The 15,311-nt window shown below is 51.4% G+C and carries 16 protein-coding genes; 6 read left to right on the top strand and 10 right to left on the bottom strand.

Annotated elements, in window-relative coordinates; all coding sequences use genetic code 11:
* Positions 1-8 precede the first annotated feature (8 nt).
* The 6 genes from tyrR to pspA all read right to left on the bottom strand — a co-directional run bounded on the left by tyrR (position 9) and on the right by pspA (position 5,574).
* Positions 9-1,544, bottom strand: coding sequence for a transcriptional regulator TyrR (tyrR, locus tag Q4491_RS01840; protein WP_192015334.1), 1,536 nt, complete (start codon positions 1,542-1,544; stop codon positions 9-11).
* Positions 1,545-1,758: 214 nt separating this feature from the next.
* Entirely contained in the window at positions 1,759-2,796 is a 1,038-nt protein-coding gene (locus Q4491_RS01835; RefSeq protein WP_192015333.1) for a YcjF family protein, read from the bottom strand.
* Positions 2,793-4,190, bottom strand: a complete 1,398-nt coding sequence (locus Q4491_RS01830) for a YcjX family protein (RefSeq protein WP_192015332.1) — start codon at positions 4,188-4,190, stop codon at positions 2,793-2,795. The genes Q4491_RS01835 and Q4491_RS01830 overlap by 4 nt, the downstream gene beginning before the upstream one ends.
* Positions 4,191-4,273: 83 nt before the next feature.
* Positions 4,274-4,660 (bottom strand): envelope stress response membrane protein PspC, encoded by a 387-nt coding sequence (gene pspC / locus Q4491_RS01825; RefSeq protein WP_192015331.1) that lies wholly within the window; start codon positions 4,658-4,660, stop codon positions 4,274-4,276.
* Entirely contained in the window at positions 4,657-4,887 is a 231-nt protein-coding gene (gene pspB / locus Q4491_RS01820) for an envelope stress response membrane protein PspB (protein ID WP_027253354.1), read from the bottom strand. Before pspB ends, pspC begins: the two co-directional genes overlap by 4 nt.
* A 21-nt stretch (positions 4,888-4,908) precedes the next feature.
* Entirely contained in the window at positions 4,909-5,574 is a 666-nt protein-coding gene (gene pspA / locus Q4491_RS01815) for a phage shock protein PspA (protein ID WP_192015330.1), read from the bottom strand.
* A 286-nt stretch (positions 5,575-5,860) separates the two neighbouring features.
* Here pspA and pspF point away from each other — a divergent pair, with 286 nt between their 5' ends.
* The 6 genes from pspF (at position 5,861) to Q4491_RS01785 (ending at position 12,283) form a co-directional block, all read left to right on the top strand.
* The gene (gene pspF / locus Q4491_RS01810) at positions 5,861-6,883 is read left to right on the top strand and encodes a phage shock protein operon transcriptional activator (RefSeq protein WP_192015329.1); all 1,023 of its coding nucleotides are present in this window, start codon (positions 5,861-5,863) and stop codon (positions 6,881-6,883) included.
* A gap of 121 nt (positions 6,884-7,004) precedes the next feature.
* Positions 7,005-8,624: an ABC transporter substrate-binding protein SapA gene (sapA, locus tag Q4491_RS01805; protein WP_303453806.1), complete on the top strand. Its 1,620-nt coding sequence runs from the start codon at positions 7,005-7,007 to the stop codon at positions 8,622-8,624.
* Positions 8,625-8,627: 3 nt separating this feature from the next.
* Positions 8,628-9,590, top strand: coding sequence for an ABC transporter permease subunit (locus tag Q4491_RS01800; protein WP_192015327.1), 963 nt, complete (start codon positions 8,628-8,630; stop codon positions 9,588-9,590).
* Positions 9,577-10,464 (top strand): putrescine export ABC transporter permease SapC, encoded by an 888-nt coding sequence (gene sapC / locus Q4491_RS01795; protein ID WP_192015326.1) that lies wholly within the window; start codon positions 9,577-9,579, stop codon positions 10,462-10,464. Before Q4491_RS01800 ends, sapC begins: the two co-directional genes overlap by 14 nt.
* Positions 10,464-11,462 carry an oligopeptide/dipeptide ABC transporter ATP-binding protein gene (locus Q4491_RS01790; RefSeq protein ID WP_192015325.1) on the top strand — a complete coding sequence of 333 codons (999 nt, stop codon included), beginning with the start codon at positions 10,464-10,466 and terminating at the stop codon, positions 11,460-11,462. Before sapC ends, Q4491_RS01790 begins: the two co-directional genes overlap by 1 nt.
* Entirely contained in the window at positions 11,459-12,283 is an 825-nt protein-coding gene (locus Q4491_RS01785) for an ATP-binding cassette domain-containing protein (protein ID WP_192015324.1), read from the top strand. The genes Q4491_RS01790 and Q4491_RS01785 overlap by 4 nt, the downstream gene beginning before the upstream one ends.
* 340 nt (positions 12,284-12,623) lie before the next feature.
* Here the strand turns inward: Q4491_RS01785 and pyrF are convergent, their stop codons facing one another.
* From pyrF to ihfB, 4 genes are all read right to left on the bottom strand, one after another.
* Positions 12,624-13,322, bottom strand: a complete 699-nt coding sequence (pyrF, locus tag Q4491_RS01780) for an orotidine-5'-phosphate decarboxylase (RefSeq protein ID WP_192015323.1) — start codon at positions 13,320-13,322, stop codon at positions 12,624-12,626.
* 99 nt (positions 13,323-13,421) lie between these two features.
* Positions 13,422-14,591, bottom strand: a complete 1,170-nt coding sequence (gene lapB, locus Q4491_RS01775) for a lipopolysaccharide assembly protein LapB (RefSeq protein WP_192015322.1) — start codon at positions 14,589-14,591, stop codon at positions 13,422-13,424.
* 7 nt (positions 14,592-14,598) lie between these two features.
* Entirely contained in the window at positions 14,599-14,886 is a 288-nt protein-coding gene (locus Q4491_RS01770; protein ID WP_046219696.1) for a LapA family protein, read from the bottom strand.
* A 129-nt stretch (positions 14,887-15,015) separates the two neighbouring features.
* Entirely contained in the window at positions 15,016-15,306 is a 291-nt protein-coding gene (ihfB, locus tag Q4491_RS01765) for an integration host factor subunit beta (RefSeq protein WP_027253366.1), read from the bottom strand.
* Between the last annotated feature and the right edge of the window lie 5 nt (positions 15,307-15,311).

Raw genomic sequence — 15,311 nt, 5'->3', positions numbered from 1 at the left:
CAAGCAGGTTACGGCTTACTGATGCCATATTCCCGTAATTTATTCGCTACTGCGGTGTGAGACACCCCTAATCGTTTTGCCAATTTACGCGTAGAAGGGTAACTCCGGTACAGGTTTGTCAGGATGCCGGTTTCATAGCGCTTCATGATGTCATCCAACGAGCCATCGAGTGTCTCTTCGTTGATCACGCTGGCCGATTCATTCTCTGGCAGCTGAATATCATCGACCGTCATTTCGGCGCTTTCAAGCTGCGTCATGGCCCGGAACAGAACATTGCGCAGCTGGCGGATATTGCCCGGCCACGCATACTGGCTCAGCATCTGGGACAGTTTATCTGACATCACAGGTTTCGCCTGCTGCAGCTCCTGGGCAAACTGAGACACAAAAAGTTCAGCCAGGGGCACTATATCTGCCGCACGTTCCCGCAACGGCGGAACCACCAGAGATAACACATTCAGGCGGTAGTACAAATCTTCGCGGAATTGCCCCGCGGCAACCAGATCCGGCAATCGTTTCTGTGTGGAGCAAATAACCCGGACATCGACCCGCACTTCTTTCTCTTCGCCGACCCGGCGGAAAGTGCCATCCTGCAGGAAGCGTAACAGTTTCACCTGCAAATGAGAGGACATCTCACCAATCTCATACAGGAACACCGTACCGCCGCTGGCCTGTTCGAAAATGCCTTTCTTACCGGATTCACCACCGGTACCGGCCACCCCGAACAACTCGGTTTCGGCGGCGTTATCCGGCATAGACACGCAATTGACCAGCAGGAATGGTTTTTCCCGCCGCAGTGAACGCTGGTGACAGGCTCTGGCCAGCATTTCTTTACCCGTCCCGGTTTCACCCTGAATCAGCAAAGGTGCATCGAGCAGGGCCAGTTTTTTCGCCTGTGCAATCAAATGCCGGAAACGGGAAGATTGCCCGACCAGATGCTCAAAACCATTGTCACCGCTGATCTTGCGCATCGCCAGCGGCATTTTGGCCTCAGACAGGGACTTCAGTAAAATCACTGCACTGGCCAGCACTTCATTATCAGATTCATCGGCCACGTAGACCGGCATGACTTCCATCAGATAATCCAGGCCGGACAACACCACCATTTCGCTGTAATGCTTGGCGCTGTCTTTCTCCAGCCAGCGATGGAAATTGAAACCCAGCACACTGTGGACGGTTTCTCCCAACACAGCTTCGCGGGTTTTGCCTAATAACTGCTCTGCCGGCTGATTAGCCAGATCAATTTTTCCCTGCAGATTGACAGAGAAAAAGGGATCCGGCAGTGCTTCCAGCAAGGCTTTCAATTCTTTGTGTTCACGCTCGCTCGGCATGAACTGTATTTTACGCACATCCGTGACTCCGTCTAACTGACGGATTTGAAACATTAACTGACGAAACTCTTCAAATTCGATTTCCGGACAATTGAGATAAATAATACCGCTGCGGTCGATTTCGATTCCCCGCAGATCCAGTTCCCGGCTCGCCAGAATATCCAGCAGTTCACGGGTCATCCCAAGCCGATCGACACAAAAGACTTGTAGTCTCATAGTGGTTGCCTTTTCGCTCCAGACAAAACTGTCAACAATTCGTGACACGAAAAGAAGTGTGCGCGGAAGTCGGTGTGTCGTCAAGACGGCAATGCCCGAAGGTGAGAGCTATATCGTGATGAAATGGCAGCAGAAAATACTTTTTGTTTCTAAACGCCGTTAATCGGATAAAAAACGACCAGTATGTTACGGCTGGTCGTTGTAATTCAGGGCATCAGTCTGCCGGTTTTTCTGCTTTATCCCCGCCCAGTCGGCTGAGTAAGTCACGACGAATATCACTCAATGCCGGGGCTTGTTCCGGTTGCCAGGGTAACGGACGCATCAGATTCATGGCCTTAAGGCCAAGACGGCCCGTCAACAAACCCACACCCAATCCTTGCGCGGCTCTGGCAGACAGTCGACCGGCAAGATGCACAGACAAGATATCCATGCTGCTGTCGGTGATAAGCTCACTGGCACCGGCTATGGCCATATTTTTCAATACCAGCTTGAACAACTGAATACGCGACCAGTAGCCGAGCTCGATACCATAGACTGCCGCTATCTGATCAATCAGACGAAAATTCCGCCAGGCGACCAGCAACACATCAGCAATCGCTAACGGGCTGACCGCGACCATCAGGGCGGCTTCCCGCGCATATTTAACCACCAGCTTTTTGGCTTGCTTATCCTGCTGACTGAGCACCAGCTGGTCATACATGGCCAGCACTTCCGCATCATTATGTGTTGCCGCCAAAGACGCCTGCCAACGGCTGTAACCCGGGTTCTCAGCCGAAATTGCACCTTGCTTGGCCAGGCGGATACAAAATGCTTTCCCCTGCCCGATGCCCTCGGCGGCCAGTAACATTTCAGCCTGCTCGCGTTCTGTCTGGCGATCTTTGAGGCGGCGTAGCCTGAGCCATTCACGGCCAAGCACACCGATACCCGTTGCAGCTACCGAGGCCACCAGCACACTCCAGCCCAGTGACAACCAGTCACCGCTCAGATAGGCGCTGGCAACATAATCAACGCTCTGCCACATCGTCAGTCCGATGCCGCCCAGCAGCAAGGTTTTCAGCCAGCGTCCCCGGGAAGACGATTTTCCCAGCGTTTTCTCCAATTGCGCTTCGGCCTGCGAGTCAGATTCCTCTTCGGCTGCGGCGGGCAAAAAGCTGTCCTGCCCGGCAAATTCCAGCCGACTTTTCAGATCCGGGCCTGGCGGCTCGGCGTCCTTCTCATCAAATACAATTTTGCTTTGATACGGCTTAGTCATCGCAGTTTATCTCCCAGCAAAAACGCCAATGTTTTATCCATACGAATGTGCGGCAAGGGCTCATCGCTTTGTTGTGGCAGCGGACGGAAACTGACAAAGTCAAACCCCTGCGCCTGCCAGAAAGCATCATCCGGCAGTCTGCGCGGCACTTCGCCAGGAAACACTGTCTGTGCCTGTCCTGACAAGGTATGCCCCCGCAGTGCCGGCACCTGCTTGCCCTGATGATCCACAAAGCCCGGCTCCGTGGCCTGAATGGCAGCCAGACTAGTACAGCTCATGTTAATGCCCTCAAAAGAAGCCGTTTGCCAGGCTTCATTGACCATTTGCTGTAACAGGCTGACCAGATTCGGATGTTGCTCCGGGGTAATGTGATCGGCCTTGGTCGCCGCAAACAGCACTTTATCGATACGAGGCGAAAACAAGCGGCGTAACAAGGAGCTTCTGCCATAATGAAAACTCTGCATCAGTTGATTGAGTGCATGGCGCATATCATTAAACGATTCGCGGCCGGCATTGAGCGGTTGCAGGCAATCGACCAGAATGATCTGTCGGTCGAAACGGGAAAAGTGCTCCCGGTAAAAGCCTTTCACCACGTGCTGCTGATAATACTTGTAGCGGCGTTTCAGCAAGCCGATATTGGTGTCGTCACCCGCTTCATTTAACTGGGCTTCGGTGTATTTTTCCAGCCACATAAACGGGAAAAACTGCAACACCGGTGCCCCTGCCAGTTCACCGGGTAACACAAAACGTCCTGGTTGAACCCAGTGCAACCCGGCTTCTGCTTTACACTTGAACAGATAGTCGGTGAAGGTCGCCGCCAGAAGCGCCAATGCTTGTTCGTCAGCCGGCGCGAAGGGATCCAGTGTCTCGCCTGCAGCAAGCCAGTCACTTGCCAGCTGTTGACGGCGGCCAGTCATCAACCGAGCCTGCTGTTTTGACCAGGCCAGGTAATCCATTTCCAGTAACGGCAGATCCAGCAGCCACTCACCAGGATAATCAATGATATCCAGATACAGAGTGGCGGTATCCTGCAGCAGTTTTAACGGGCCTTTCTGCGGTTTAAAGCGCAGCGCCATACGTATCTGACTGACGTCCCGGGTCGGTTCCGGCCAGTGCGGGGGCGATTGCAGCAAAGCCTGCATGCCTTCTTCGTAACCAAAAGCCGGTACGTGCATATCAACCTGAGGGACACGGCGCGCGCCCAGCAGATGACCGTCACTGACGGCCGGAAACAGTGGCAGCCGCGGGTTGGTGCTGACATGCTGCAGTTGATTCACCAGCGAAGTAATAAAGGCCGTTTTACCGGCTCGGGACAATCCTGTCACCGCCAGACGCACATGCCTGTCCAGGCCACGGTTTACCAGTTTGTTGAGCTCTTGCCCCAAATGAATCATATCCTGCCCTTTTGGTTGTTATTGGCTGATACGCAACAGAAAAGCAGGCCACTGCCTGCTTTTCGTAACACTTGACCGATAAATTAAAGCTGTTTGAACGCTTTTTCTACATTGAAGGCCGATGAGGTGACATAGGCTTCCATGTCGCGGAGCTTGCCTTCCATCTGATCAAACTCATTTTCAATATTATCCAATAGCTGCGACGGCGACTGCCCCGACTGCCAGGGTTTCTGTTTCACTGTGTGCTCTTTATAAGCATGCTGCTGAATCTGACGCTCTTCCGGCATCTTGTCGAGAAACAGACAAGCTGCGATATAAGCCAGTGTCACAAAGAACCCGATACCCAGCAGAAAGGCAGACACAGTCAGAATACGGACAACCCAGGCCTCCACCCCGAAGTATTCGGCGATCCCGGCGCAAACCCCGCCCAGCTTGCCGTTCTTCGGATCACGGTATAAGGTTTTCGTCATGGCTTCTGCCTCCAGTGTGGCGCTTCCGCATCAAGTATTTTTTCCAGTGTCACAATACGTTGCTGCATTTGCTCAGCACGGACCACCAGCCCTTGTAATTTGTCAGTATCTTCACCTGACAGCCCCTGTGCCGTCTGACGCTTACTGCGGTAGTGTAAAATCAGCCACAGTGGCGCAACAAACACCAGAAAGACAATCAACGGCCCTACAATAAATCCCATGGACATGCACACTCTCCTTCTGAGACGTTATTCTTTGTCTTTCATGCCCGCTTTCAGGCGTTCCAGCTCTTTTTCAATGTCATCCTGCGCCTGCAGGTCTGCAAATTCCTGCTCCAGGCTTTTGCCCCGGCCTATATTATAGCTGTCAGCTTCTGCTTCCATTTCATCAATACGGCGTTCGTACTGCTCGAATTTAGACAAGGCTTCTTCCACTTTACCGGTATCAAGCTGGCGGCGGACTTCACGACGATTATCTGCAGCCTGATGACGCACCACCAGGCTTTGCTGCCGGGCGCGGGTTTCCTGCAGCTTACGCTCCAGTTCAGCCACTTCTGTTGCCAGCTTTTCGATGGTTTCTTCCACCAGCTTATATTCTTCCTGCAGCGTCAGTACCACATCGCTGATTTTCTGTTTTTCAATCAGCGCAGCGCGTGCCAGATCTTCACGGCTCTTCTGCAGTGCCAGTGTAGCTTTGTTCTGCCAGTCTTCAGACTGTGATTGCAGACTGTTAATACGACGATACAGCTCTTTTTTATCTGCCATCGCTTTGGCCGAAGAAGTACGGACTTCCACCAGCGTGTCTTCCATTTCCTGAATGATCAGGCGGATCATTTTTTGCGGATCTTCAGCTTTGTCCAACAGCGAATTCACGTTGGCGTTTACAATGTCCGCAAAGCGAGAAAAAATACCCATTATGTCTCTCCTTTCATCGCTGCAACCACACATGTCGGGTTGCAAGCATTGTGATATGTCATTTCACCAGATAGCAATCTGCCTGTAACTCTTATTACAAGAGCCGTGCCAACTTTTAAAAAGCCGTAATTTCAGACATTTACCTTTGCAGATACAGATTCTCGCTGCTATCTTATGAGTGTTTACACCAAGAGTTGGTGAAATTCACCACACCAGTATTGTGCCTCCCGGCAACCTCTCGCCAGTTGGGCATATATTCATTTTCTACACAGTAACGGATAACCTGATGCAAAAAACAGATAATCTGATCGGTGAATCTGAACCCTTTCTGGCAGCCCTGGATCATGCATCCCGTCTGGCTCCGCTTGAACGCCCTTTACTGATTCTTGGTGAACGCGGGACAGGCAAAGAGCTGATTGCCCAGCGTATCCACTATTTATCAAAGCGCTGGGATCAGCCTCTGGTATCGTTAAACTGTGCCGCACTGAGTGACGGCATCATAGACTCTGAATTATTCGGCCATGAAGCCGGCTCCTTTACCGGCGCCAAAGGCCGCCATCAGGGCAGGTTCGAGCGGGCGGAAGGAGGAACGCTGTTTCTGGATGAGCTGGCCACCTCTCCGATGGGCATTCAGGAAAAACTGCTCCGTGTCATTGAATACGGGGAATACGAACGGGTGGGAGGAAGCAAAACCTGCCAGGCCAATGTCCGTTTGATTTGTGCCACCAATGCCGATCTGCCGGCGATGGCCGAAGCTGGCCAATTCAGAGCGGATCTGTTGGACAGACTCGCCTTCGATATCATACATCTTCCGCCACTTCGTGAACGCCAGGAAGACATTCTGCCACTGGCTGAATACTATGCCGTGCGCATGTGCCGGGAAATGGGATTCAGCTACTTTGCCGGATTCAGTCAACAAGCCCAGCGCACTTTACTGGCTTACCAATGGCCCGGTAACGTCAGAGAGTTGAAAAATACCGTAGAGCGTTCCGTGTTCCGCCAGTCAAATGAGGATCTTCCAATACAGGATATTGTACTGGACCCGTTTCAGTCACCCTGGTCAGCTAATGACTCTGATCAAGAAAACAACGACTCAGAAAACAGTACTCAGTCCGTTAATGCTCTGCCTGTGTTACCGCTGGATTTACGTCAGTATCAGACCGAACAGGAAATTGCGTTAATTAACCATGCTCTGGCGCAAGCCAAGTACAACCAGCGAAAAGGCGCACAACTGTTGGGATTAAGCTACCATCAACTCAGGGGCTTACTGCGTAAACATAATATGGTGGGCAGTAATCTGGAAGAATAGAAAAAGGACCTTCGGATAAAAACACACTGGATATTGAAGGAGATACCTTGGTGCTTGGCACGGAAAGTGGTAAATTTAGCCACTTGTTTTTTCTCGACACCATTTAGATAAGAGCGTTGTTATGAACGCCTGTTTCCGATTGCTGCTCACCTGTGCCGGATTGCTGGGTTTGACGGCCTGTTCACAGCCACAACACGATAACACCATACGCCAATGGGGGTTTATTTATTGTGGTCAGGATACACCCTGGACCTTTAACCCGCAGTTAACCGATGGCGGACATACCGCAGACAGTCTGGCCGCTCAGGTTTTTGACCGTCTGCTCCAGCTTGATCCTATCAGTCATCTGCCGCAACCTGCGCTTGCCAGTAGCTGGAGCGTCAGTGAGGACGGTCTGGAGTACACCTTCACTCTCAGAAAAGATGTGCGCTTTCAGCAGACCGCAAATTTTGCACCTACCAGGCACTTTAATGCCGAAGACGTGGTATTCAGCTTTAAGCGGGTAATCGACCCCAAGCACCCTTATCATTCTGTCTCTGGCGGTCATTATCCCTGGTTCGAAAGTCAGTCATTCGGCCAGCTGATTGACAGTATTGATAGCCTTGATACCAGCACAGTGAGATTCACTCTCACCCGGCCTGACAATGCCTTTTTATCTACCCTGTCGAGTTCGTACGCGGCCATTCATTCAGCAGAATACGCTGATCAGCTGCTGCGTGAAGGCCATCCTGACTACATTGATACCAAACCGGTAGGCACTGGCCCATTCTATCTGGCTGAATATCATCCGCATGATTTGATCCGGCTGAAACGTAATGCTTTTTACTGGCGTGGTGCGCCTTTCATGAATCAGGTGGTGTTTGATATTTCGTCTCGCGGCACAGGATCACTGGCCAAGCTTCTCAATCATGAGTGTGATGTTCTCTCCTCGCCGGTTGCCAGTCAGTTACCTGTGATTAAAAATAACCCGGACTTCGAACTGATTGCCCAGACAGCCATGAACGTTGCTTTTCTGGCCATCAATAATAATATCCCCGCTTTGCAGGATGTTCGGGTACGTCAGGCGCTCAATCTGGCCATTAACCGTGAGAACCTGCTTGATTCTGTCTACTACGGCACGGGTACCAAGGCCAAAACATTGCTGCCACCCATGTCCTGGGCACATGATGCTCATCTGACAGACGTCAATTATGACCCGGACACAGCCATGGCATTGCTGAAAGAGGCTGGCTACAGTAATAACCTGCACCTGATCCTTGCCGTTCCAATGGAACCCAGGCCTTACAACCCCAGCCCGCGCAAAACGGCCGAGTTAATCCAGGCTGACTTACGGGCAGTGGGGGTTGATATCACCTTACTGTTACAGGACAGGCCGCTCCGGCCAGGTTCGGTGGCCCAGAAAGGCATAGATCTGACCCTGACTGGCTGGGTGGCGGATAATGGCGATCCGGATAACTTCCTGCGCCCGCTGCTGTCGTGCAGCGCCAAGCAAGCTGGCCTGAATGTCGCTAACTGGTGCAACCTTCAGTTTGATAACCTGCTGGAACTGGCGTCACGCACCACTAAGCTGGATCAACGCATGGACTACTACCAATATGCTCAGGGAATATTACGCGACGAAGTGCCGATTATTCCGCTGGCGCACGGTATTCATTATCAGATCCACCATAAATCTCTGCACGGGCTGCATCTGAGTCCGTTCGGTACTCGCTCATTCTCTAATGTGTACCGGAGCGAATAACTGATGTTTATCTATACCATTCGCCGATTGAATCTGTTTCTGATCACCCTGTTCATACTCACCTTGATCGGCTACAGCATTTTACGTATTGAGCCGTCCAGCTACTGGAATCTTCACGAATTTTGGCCCGGCTGGCTGCTGTATCTCGATAACCTGATGGTGGGTAACCTCGGGCTGAATCAGGAAGGGCAACCTATTCTGTCAGAGATTCTCCAGGTGTTCCCTGCCACACTGGAGCTGTGCTTTTTCGCCTTTATTCTGTCGCTGATTGTTGGCATCCCGCTTGGCACACTGGCAGGCGTCAAGCGTGGCCGTTGGGTGGATACCTGCATTTCATCCCTGACACTGGTGGGTTATTCCCTGCCGTTATTCTGGCTGGCCATGCTGTTTATTATGCTGTTTTCGCTCAAGCTTGGCTGGCTGCCTGTTGCCGGGCGCTATAACTTGCTCTACCAGATTGATTCCGTGACAGGTTTTGCCCTGATCGATGTGTTTCTGTCTGACGTGAGCTATCGTTCAGCCGCACTGATCGATGTCATCCGCCATCTGGTATTACCGACATTAGTGCTGGCCATAGCACCAACGACCGAAGTGATACGTCTGACCCGTGCTTCTGTTGCCGATGTCATGCAGCAAAACTTCATTAGGGTTGCGCAAACCAAAGGGTTGTCAATGTGGGAGATCATCATCCGGCATGCCCTGAAAAATGCCATTCCGCCAATTATCCCCAAACTGGGGATGCAGTTTTCAACCATGATGACCTTCGCCATGTTAACAGAGTCCATTTTCAACTGGCCCGGTATAGGCCGCTGGTTGCTGGACGCCATTGCCACACAAAACTATGTAGCCATTCAGGCCGGTGTGATTACTGTCGGTGGATTCATTCTGTTCGCGAACATTCTTTCTGACCTGGCGGGCGCTATGGTGAACCCACTGACCCGTAAGGAATGGTATGCCATCAAATAATATATATCAGGAACATAAGATTCCGACGCAATGGGAACGGGCCTGGCAAAATTATCAGGCCAATTCTCTGGCGGTGTTTGGATTGTGGTGCCTTGGCTTCCTGCTGCTGATAACAATCTTCGCCCCGTTAATGGTTGCCTACGGGCCGGGAGAGCAAGTGGGCGAGTTTCTGATGCCCCCTTCCTGGGACGCCAGTGGACATGTGGAATTTTTCTTCGGTACTGATGATCTGGGCCGCGATCTCTTCACCCGAATTCTGCTGGGAAGCCAGCTGACCTTTGGCTACGCGCTGCTTGTGGCACTGGCTTCGGCGATCCTGGGCATAATCATAGGCGTACTGGCAGGTATGACTCGCGGGCTGAAGTCCAGTATCCTTAACCACGTACTGGATACTGTGTTGTCGATACCGTCGCTGCTGCTTGCCATTATCATCATTGCCTACATGGGTACCGGCATGACCAGTATTCTGCTGGCAATCTGGCTGGCGCTGATCCCGCGTTTTATCCGTGCGATATACTCTGCTGTCCACGATGAGATGGAAAAAGAGTACATCATTGCAGCGCGGCTAGACGGTGCGAACAGTTTCTACCTGCTGTACTACTCTGTTTTGCCAAATATTCAGCCCGTTATTATCAGTGAGCTGACCCGGGCGATCTCTATCGCCATGATAGATATCGCGGCGCTGGGCTTTCTGGGGCTGGGGGCACAGTCTCCGTCACCGGAATGGGGTGCCATGCTGGGTGATTCCATCGAATTGATCTATCTGGCACCCTGGACAGTGACCCTGCCCGGCCTGGCCATCACCTTCAGCATCTTAGTGGTAAACTTAGTAGGAGAAGGTCTCCGTCAGGCAATTAATGCAGGAGTCGACTGATGCCACTGCTCGATATACGAAACCTCACCATTGAAATTGAAACGCCTCAGGGCATGGTCAAAGCCGTTGAGCGCATGAGCCTGACACTGAATGAAGGTGAAATTCGCGGACTGGTTGGCGAGTCAGGGTCAGGTAAGAGTCTGGTCGCGAAGGCTATCGCCGGTGTCACTAAAGACAACTGGCGGGTCAGTGCCGACCGCTTACGCCTTGGCGATATTGATCTTCAGGCACTGTCTCCGCGCGAACGCCGCAAAGTGGTGGGCCGCGAAATTGCGATGATCTTTCAGGAACCCTCTTCCTGCCTTGATCCCTCTGAGCATGTGGGCCAGCAGTTGGAAGAAGCCATTCCGCGCAGCTCTTTCAATGGTACCTTCTGGCAGCGCTTCCACTGGCGTCAGAAACAGGCGATAGCCCTGCTGCACAAGGTCGGCATAAAAGACCATAAACGCGTTATGAGCAGTTATCCCTATCAGTTGACTGACGGTGAGTGCCAGAAAATCATGATAGCGATGGCCATTGCCAACCGGCCACGGTTATTGATTGCCGATGAGCCCACCAACGATCTGGACCCCATCACACAGGCGCAGATTTTCCGTTTGCTGAGCCGGATGAACCAGCTCAATAACACCACTATACTGCTGGTCAGCCACGACCTGACAACGGTCACCCAGTGGGCCGACCGGATCACAGTGATGTACTGCGGACAGGCGGTTGAATCCGGCAGCCGTAAACAGTTACTGACCACGCCGCACCACCCTTATACGATCGCCTTGCTGCAGGCCATGCCGGATTTCAGCCAGGATATTCCGCATAAGAGTAAACTCACCACGCTGCCCGGCTCGATTCCACCGTTGCAGCATTTGCCTATCGGTTGCCGGCTGGGACCGCGCTGCCCCTATGCACAGCGTAAGTGTGTGGAAATCCCTAAGCGCAAGAAAGTCAAAAACCATAAATACAGCTGCCATTTCCCGCTGAATATGCCGGAGCCTAAATCATGAGTGCCCTATTGGAAGTGACTGACCTGAGAAAAGAATACCACCACCGTTCCGGCTTTTTCCGCCGCCGCAGCTCAGAAGCTGTCAAACCGGTATCTTTCAACCTGGAGGTGGGTGAAACCCTGGCTCTGATCGGTGAAAATGGTTCAGGTAAATCGACTCTGGCTAAGATGCTGGCAGGCGTTGTCGACCCCTCGGGTGGTGAAATCAGGGTCAACGACGAGCCATTGGCTTTCGAGGATTACAAAACCCGCTGTAAGCTGATTCGCATGATATTTCAGGATCCGAATACCTCGCTGAATCCAAGGATTCAAATTGGTCAGCTCCTGGAAGGGCCACTGAAACGAAATACCAGCATGACGCCGCAGGAGCGTGAGAACCGTATCAAGGCCACTTTGCTGCGCGTCGGCTTGCTGCCGGAACATGCCTATTTCTACCCGCAAATGCTGGCAACCGGTCAGAAACAGCGGGTATCACTGGCTCGCGCGCTGATTCTGCAGCCTTGTATTATCGTGGCAGACGAAGCACTCAATGGGCTGGACATGTCAGTACGCTCTCAGATCATTAACCTGCTGCTCGATCTCCAGCAGGAAATGGGGCTGTCGTACATCTATGTTTCTCAGCATATGGGCGTGATTAAGCATTTCAGCGATAAGCTGATGGTGATGCAAAAAGGAGAAGTTGTGGAACAGGGTGCAACGCAGGAGGTGTTCAGTGCGCCACAGCACCCGTTGACTCAGAAGCTGCTGGACAGTCACTTTACGGCGCCGTCGCACGATCGCAGCACCCGGACCAGCAGCCGCTCAGCGAAGATTCATGTTTAACTGAGAGTCAGTAATGTTCAGATCAACAGCCGAATAAATGCCCGCCTGATGACCAATCAGCCCTCGCAGAAAGCCGGCCAATGAACAAGTCCGAATGCACGCTGCCCTTCTTGTTGATTACTGGTTAGCCAGTCATGCTGCAAACCAACGATCACCCCTATCAATATGGCAACCCCAACCAACCGCCAGAGTGGAGATTGCCAGTCCAGCACATGCTCTCTACGGCTTTATTATCTGTACTTACAAGTAAAAGTGTAAGAAACATCCTGAAGTGCTGTAAAAACAACCCCGCCGGAGCGAGGATGACATAGAGAGACAGAGGCAGTATAGGAAGAGAAAATTACGCCAGAAGAGAACGGTTGATCTCGGCCAGCACTGCAGCCGGATCGTCAGCCTGAGTGATAGGACGACCAATGACCAGATAATCTGACCCTGCTTTCACCGCTTCTGCAGGAGTCATCACACGGCGCTGATCACCCGCGGCACTGCCGGCAGGGCGAATTCCCGGCGTCACCAGTTTAAATTCAGCACCCAGATTTGCCTTCAGCAGACTCGCTTCCTGTGCTGAACATACCACGCCATCCAGCCCACTGTTCTTGGTCAGAGTCGCAAGATTCAGTACATGTTCTTCTGGTGAGCAGGAGATACCCACCCCGGCCAAGTCCTGTGCTTCCATGCTGGTCAGCACAGTGACGGCAATCAACAGCGGCCTGTCTTTACCGTAAGGCTCCAGAATCTCACGAGAGGCGCTCATCATGCGCTCACCACCACTGGCGTGTACATTCACCATCCACACCCCGAGTTCGGCCGCCGCTTTCACCGCACGGGAACAGGTATTCGGGATATCATGAAACTTAAGATCCAAAAAGACGGAATGGCCTTTGTCGTGTAACTTACGCACAAAGTCCGGCCCAAACAAAGTAAACATTTCTTTGCCTACTTTCAGTCGGCAGCTGCCTGGCTCAATGCGGTCAACAAAGGCCAGTGCCGCATCCTGAGTAGGGTAATCCAGTGCCACTATCACTTTTGGGTCTAACATGCTTTCTCCTAGACTTCTGTTCTGCATTGCTATCTTCAAAAGAAAGGGCCAGCACACACAGTGATCAGCCCTTTCAAATTTACATTCTCTTTGTCGCCATTACTCCCCATCCAGTCCTCGAATGGGTTTCACTGCCCCCCACCCTTTGCAGGACGGGCATTGCCAGTAAAGTGAATGACTTTCAAAACCGCACTTACCGCAACGATAATGTGGTTTCATTTTCAATTGTTCACCGACCAGGCTGCGCAACGTGGACAAACTGTCCTTGGCGCGGCCTTCTTCTGCTTCATCAAGATGATAATCCATCAACTGATAGAAGCCTTTCATCGTTGGGTTCTTCAGCAGTTGTCGCGTCATAAAGGATTGCGCCATGATAGCGCCTTCATGACGAGCAATCTCATCCGCAAGCATCAGTTCAGCGGTCGCCCCGGCATGGTTGTCAACACAGTGGTGAAGATACTTTATCCAGCCATCCTCATTGTGAGTCGCTTCATAGCATTCCAGCAACATTGGCAGGGTTTCACTAATGTAATCCACATCCTGCTCGGCGACTTTTTCCAGCTGCTGCGCTGCAGATTTATAATTCTTTTCAGCGATAAGAATCCGGGCGGTGCTGATTGAGGCACGTACACAGTGTTTGTCGGCAGACAGTGCTTTCTTCAGCAGTTGCTTGGCTTTTTCTGAATTATGCGCGCTCAGTTCCAGCATGGCCAGCTCACACCAATAATGCGCTATATCATGCCTGAGCTTATTTTTACCCATCTTGACCAACTGACTGGCCATTTCGATCGCTTTATCCCATTCTCGGGTTTGCTGATAAATCGTCAGTAACTGCTGCAACGCCCCTTCTCTGTGATCAGGCTCGTCCAGCAACTGCTCAAAGATTTTTTCTGCGCGATCGAAGAACCCGGCAGCCATATAGTCTTTAGCCAATTGTTGCAATGCCAGGTTACGTTGGTCAATAGTCAGGTTCGGGCGGGCAATCAGGTTTTGGTGAATGCGAATAGCGCGATCAACTTCACCCCGGCTACGGAACAGGTTCCCCAGGGCAAGGTGAGTATCTATCGTTTCACTATCAACCTGTAATAATTCAATAAACAAATCGACAGCTTTATCAGACTGATCAGAGAGCAGCAGGTTCAGGCCTGTCACATATTGGCGTGACAGGTGATGAGACTTTTCCTGCCGCTTATTACTCGCGCTTCTGTTACCCATGTACCAGCCATATGCTGCGGCAATAGGAAGTAACAGAAACAACAGCTCTAGCATGAAGTGATTATTCCTTGGCGGTCTCTACAGAACGCAACTGCTCTAGTTCTTTTTCTTGTTTGGCGACTTTTTTTGTTAAACGATTTTTTGTGAAGCGGGCTTTCAGATACATAGAGCCACAAATCAACCAACCAATTGCAAATCCAATACCGAAGGTCGCACCTAAAAGCGTAGATAGCTGAAATTGTCCTTTGGCTATCAGAAAATCGAAGTCAACCATCACCTGATTCTGCGCACCCAGCGCCAGCGTTAGTAAAAAACACGCTATCAAGATAATAATGCCTACTATTTTCATCGTGAATCCTCTCACTAGATCAAAAACTTGATGATTAGATTATGCAGTAAAACGACTCATCAGACCATGATCAACAGACATAAAAAAACGGCATACTTACAGCATGCCGTTTTTTCGTGCTAAATACGATTATCCTGCATTCGGTGCATTCACGCGGTCACGTAACTCTTTACCAGGTTTAAAGTGAGGAACGTACTTGCCGTCCAATTCCACTTTATCACCGGTTTTCGGGTTACGCCCTACGCGCGGTGCACGGTAATGCAAAGAGAAACTACCAAAGCCACGGATTTCAATACGGTCCCCTTCAGCAAGGGTTGTTGCCATATGCTCAAGGATTTCCTTGATCGCATCTTCTACCTGTTTGGCAGAAAGATGAGTTTGTTGGCTGCACAGCCTTTCGATCAATTCAGACTTTGTCATAATCA

The sequence above is a fragment of the Photobacterium sp. 2_MG-2023 genome, from assembly GCF_030547675.1.
Lineage (GTDB): Bacteria > Pseudomonadota > Gammaproteobacteria > Enterobacterales > Vibrionaceae > Photobacterium > Photobacterium arenosum.
Note: the sequence above shows the minus strand (reverse complement) of the source record. Positions and strands in the feature narration are given on the sequence as shown.

Excerpts from the sequence above, each read along its gene's own strand:
- tyrR (WP_192015334.1), bottom strand. The coding sequence starts at position 1,544 with ATGAGACTACAAGTCTTTTGTGTCGATCGGCTTGGGATGACCCGTGAA.
- Q4491_RS01835 (WP_192015333.1), bottom strand. The coding sequence starts at position 2,796 with ATGACTAAGCCGTATCAAAGCAAAATTGTATTTGATGAGAAGGACGCC.
- Q4491_RS01830 (WP_192015332.1), bottom strand. The coding sequence starts at position 4,190 with ATGATTCATTTGGGGCAAGAGCTCAACAAACTGGTAAACCGTGGCCTG.
- pspC (WP_192015331.1), bottom strand. The coding sequence starts at position 4,660 with ATGACGAAAACCTTATACCGTGATCCGAAGAACGGCAAGCTGGGCGGG.
- pspB (WP_027253354.1), bottom strand. The coding sequence starts at position 4,887 with ATGTCCATGGGATTTATTGTAGGGCCGTTGATTGTCTTTCTGGTGTTT.
- pspA (WP_192015330.1), bottom strand. The coding sequence starts at position 5,574 with ATGGGTATTTTTTCTCGCTTTGCGGACATTGTAAACGCCAACGTGAAT.
- pspF (WP_192015329.1), top strand. The coding sequence starts at position 5,861 with ATGCAAAAAACAGATAATCTGATCGGTGAATCTGAACCCTTTCTGGCA.
- sapA (WP_303453806.1), top strand. The coding sequence starts at position 7,005 with ATGAACGCCTGTTTCCGATTGCTGCTCACCTGTGCCGGATTGCTGGGT.
- Q4491_RS01800 (WP_192015327.1), top strand. The coding sequence starts at position 8,628 with ATGTTTATCTATACCATTCGCCGATTGAATCTGTTTCTGATCACCCTG.
- sapC (WP_192015326.1), top strand. The coding sequence starts at position 9,577 with ATGCCATCAAATAATATATATCAGGAACATAAGATTCCGACGCAATGG.
- Q4491_RS01790 (WP_192015325.1), top strand. The coding sequence starts at position 10,464 with ATGCCACTGCTCGATATACGAAACCTCACCATTGAAATTGAAACGCCT.
- Q4491_RS01785 (WP_192015324.1), top strand. The coding sequence starts at position 11,459 with ATGAGTGCCCTATTGGAAGTGACTGACCTGAGAAAAGAATACCACCAC.
- pyrF (WP_192015323.1), bottom strand. The coding sequence starts at position 13,322 with ATGTTAGACCCAAAAGTGATAGTGGCACTGGATTACCCTACTCAGGAT.
- lapB (WP_192015322.1), bottom strand. The coding sequence starts at position 14,591 with ATGCTAGAGCTGTTGTTTCTGTTACTTCCTATTGCCGCAGCATATGGC.
- Q4491_RS01770 (WP_046219696.1), bottom strand. The coding sequence starts at position 14,886 with ATGAAAATAGTAGGCATTATTATCTTGATAGCGTGTTTTTTACTAACG.
- ihfB (WP_027253366.1), bottom strand. The coding sequence starts at position 15,306 with ATGACAAAGTCTGAATTGATCGAAAGGCTGTGCAGCCAACAAACTCAT.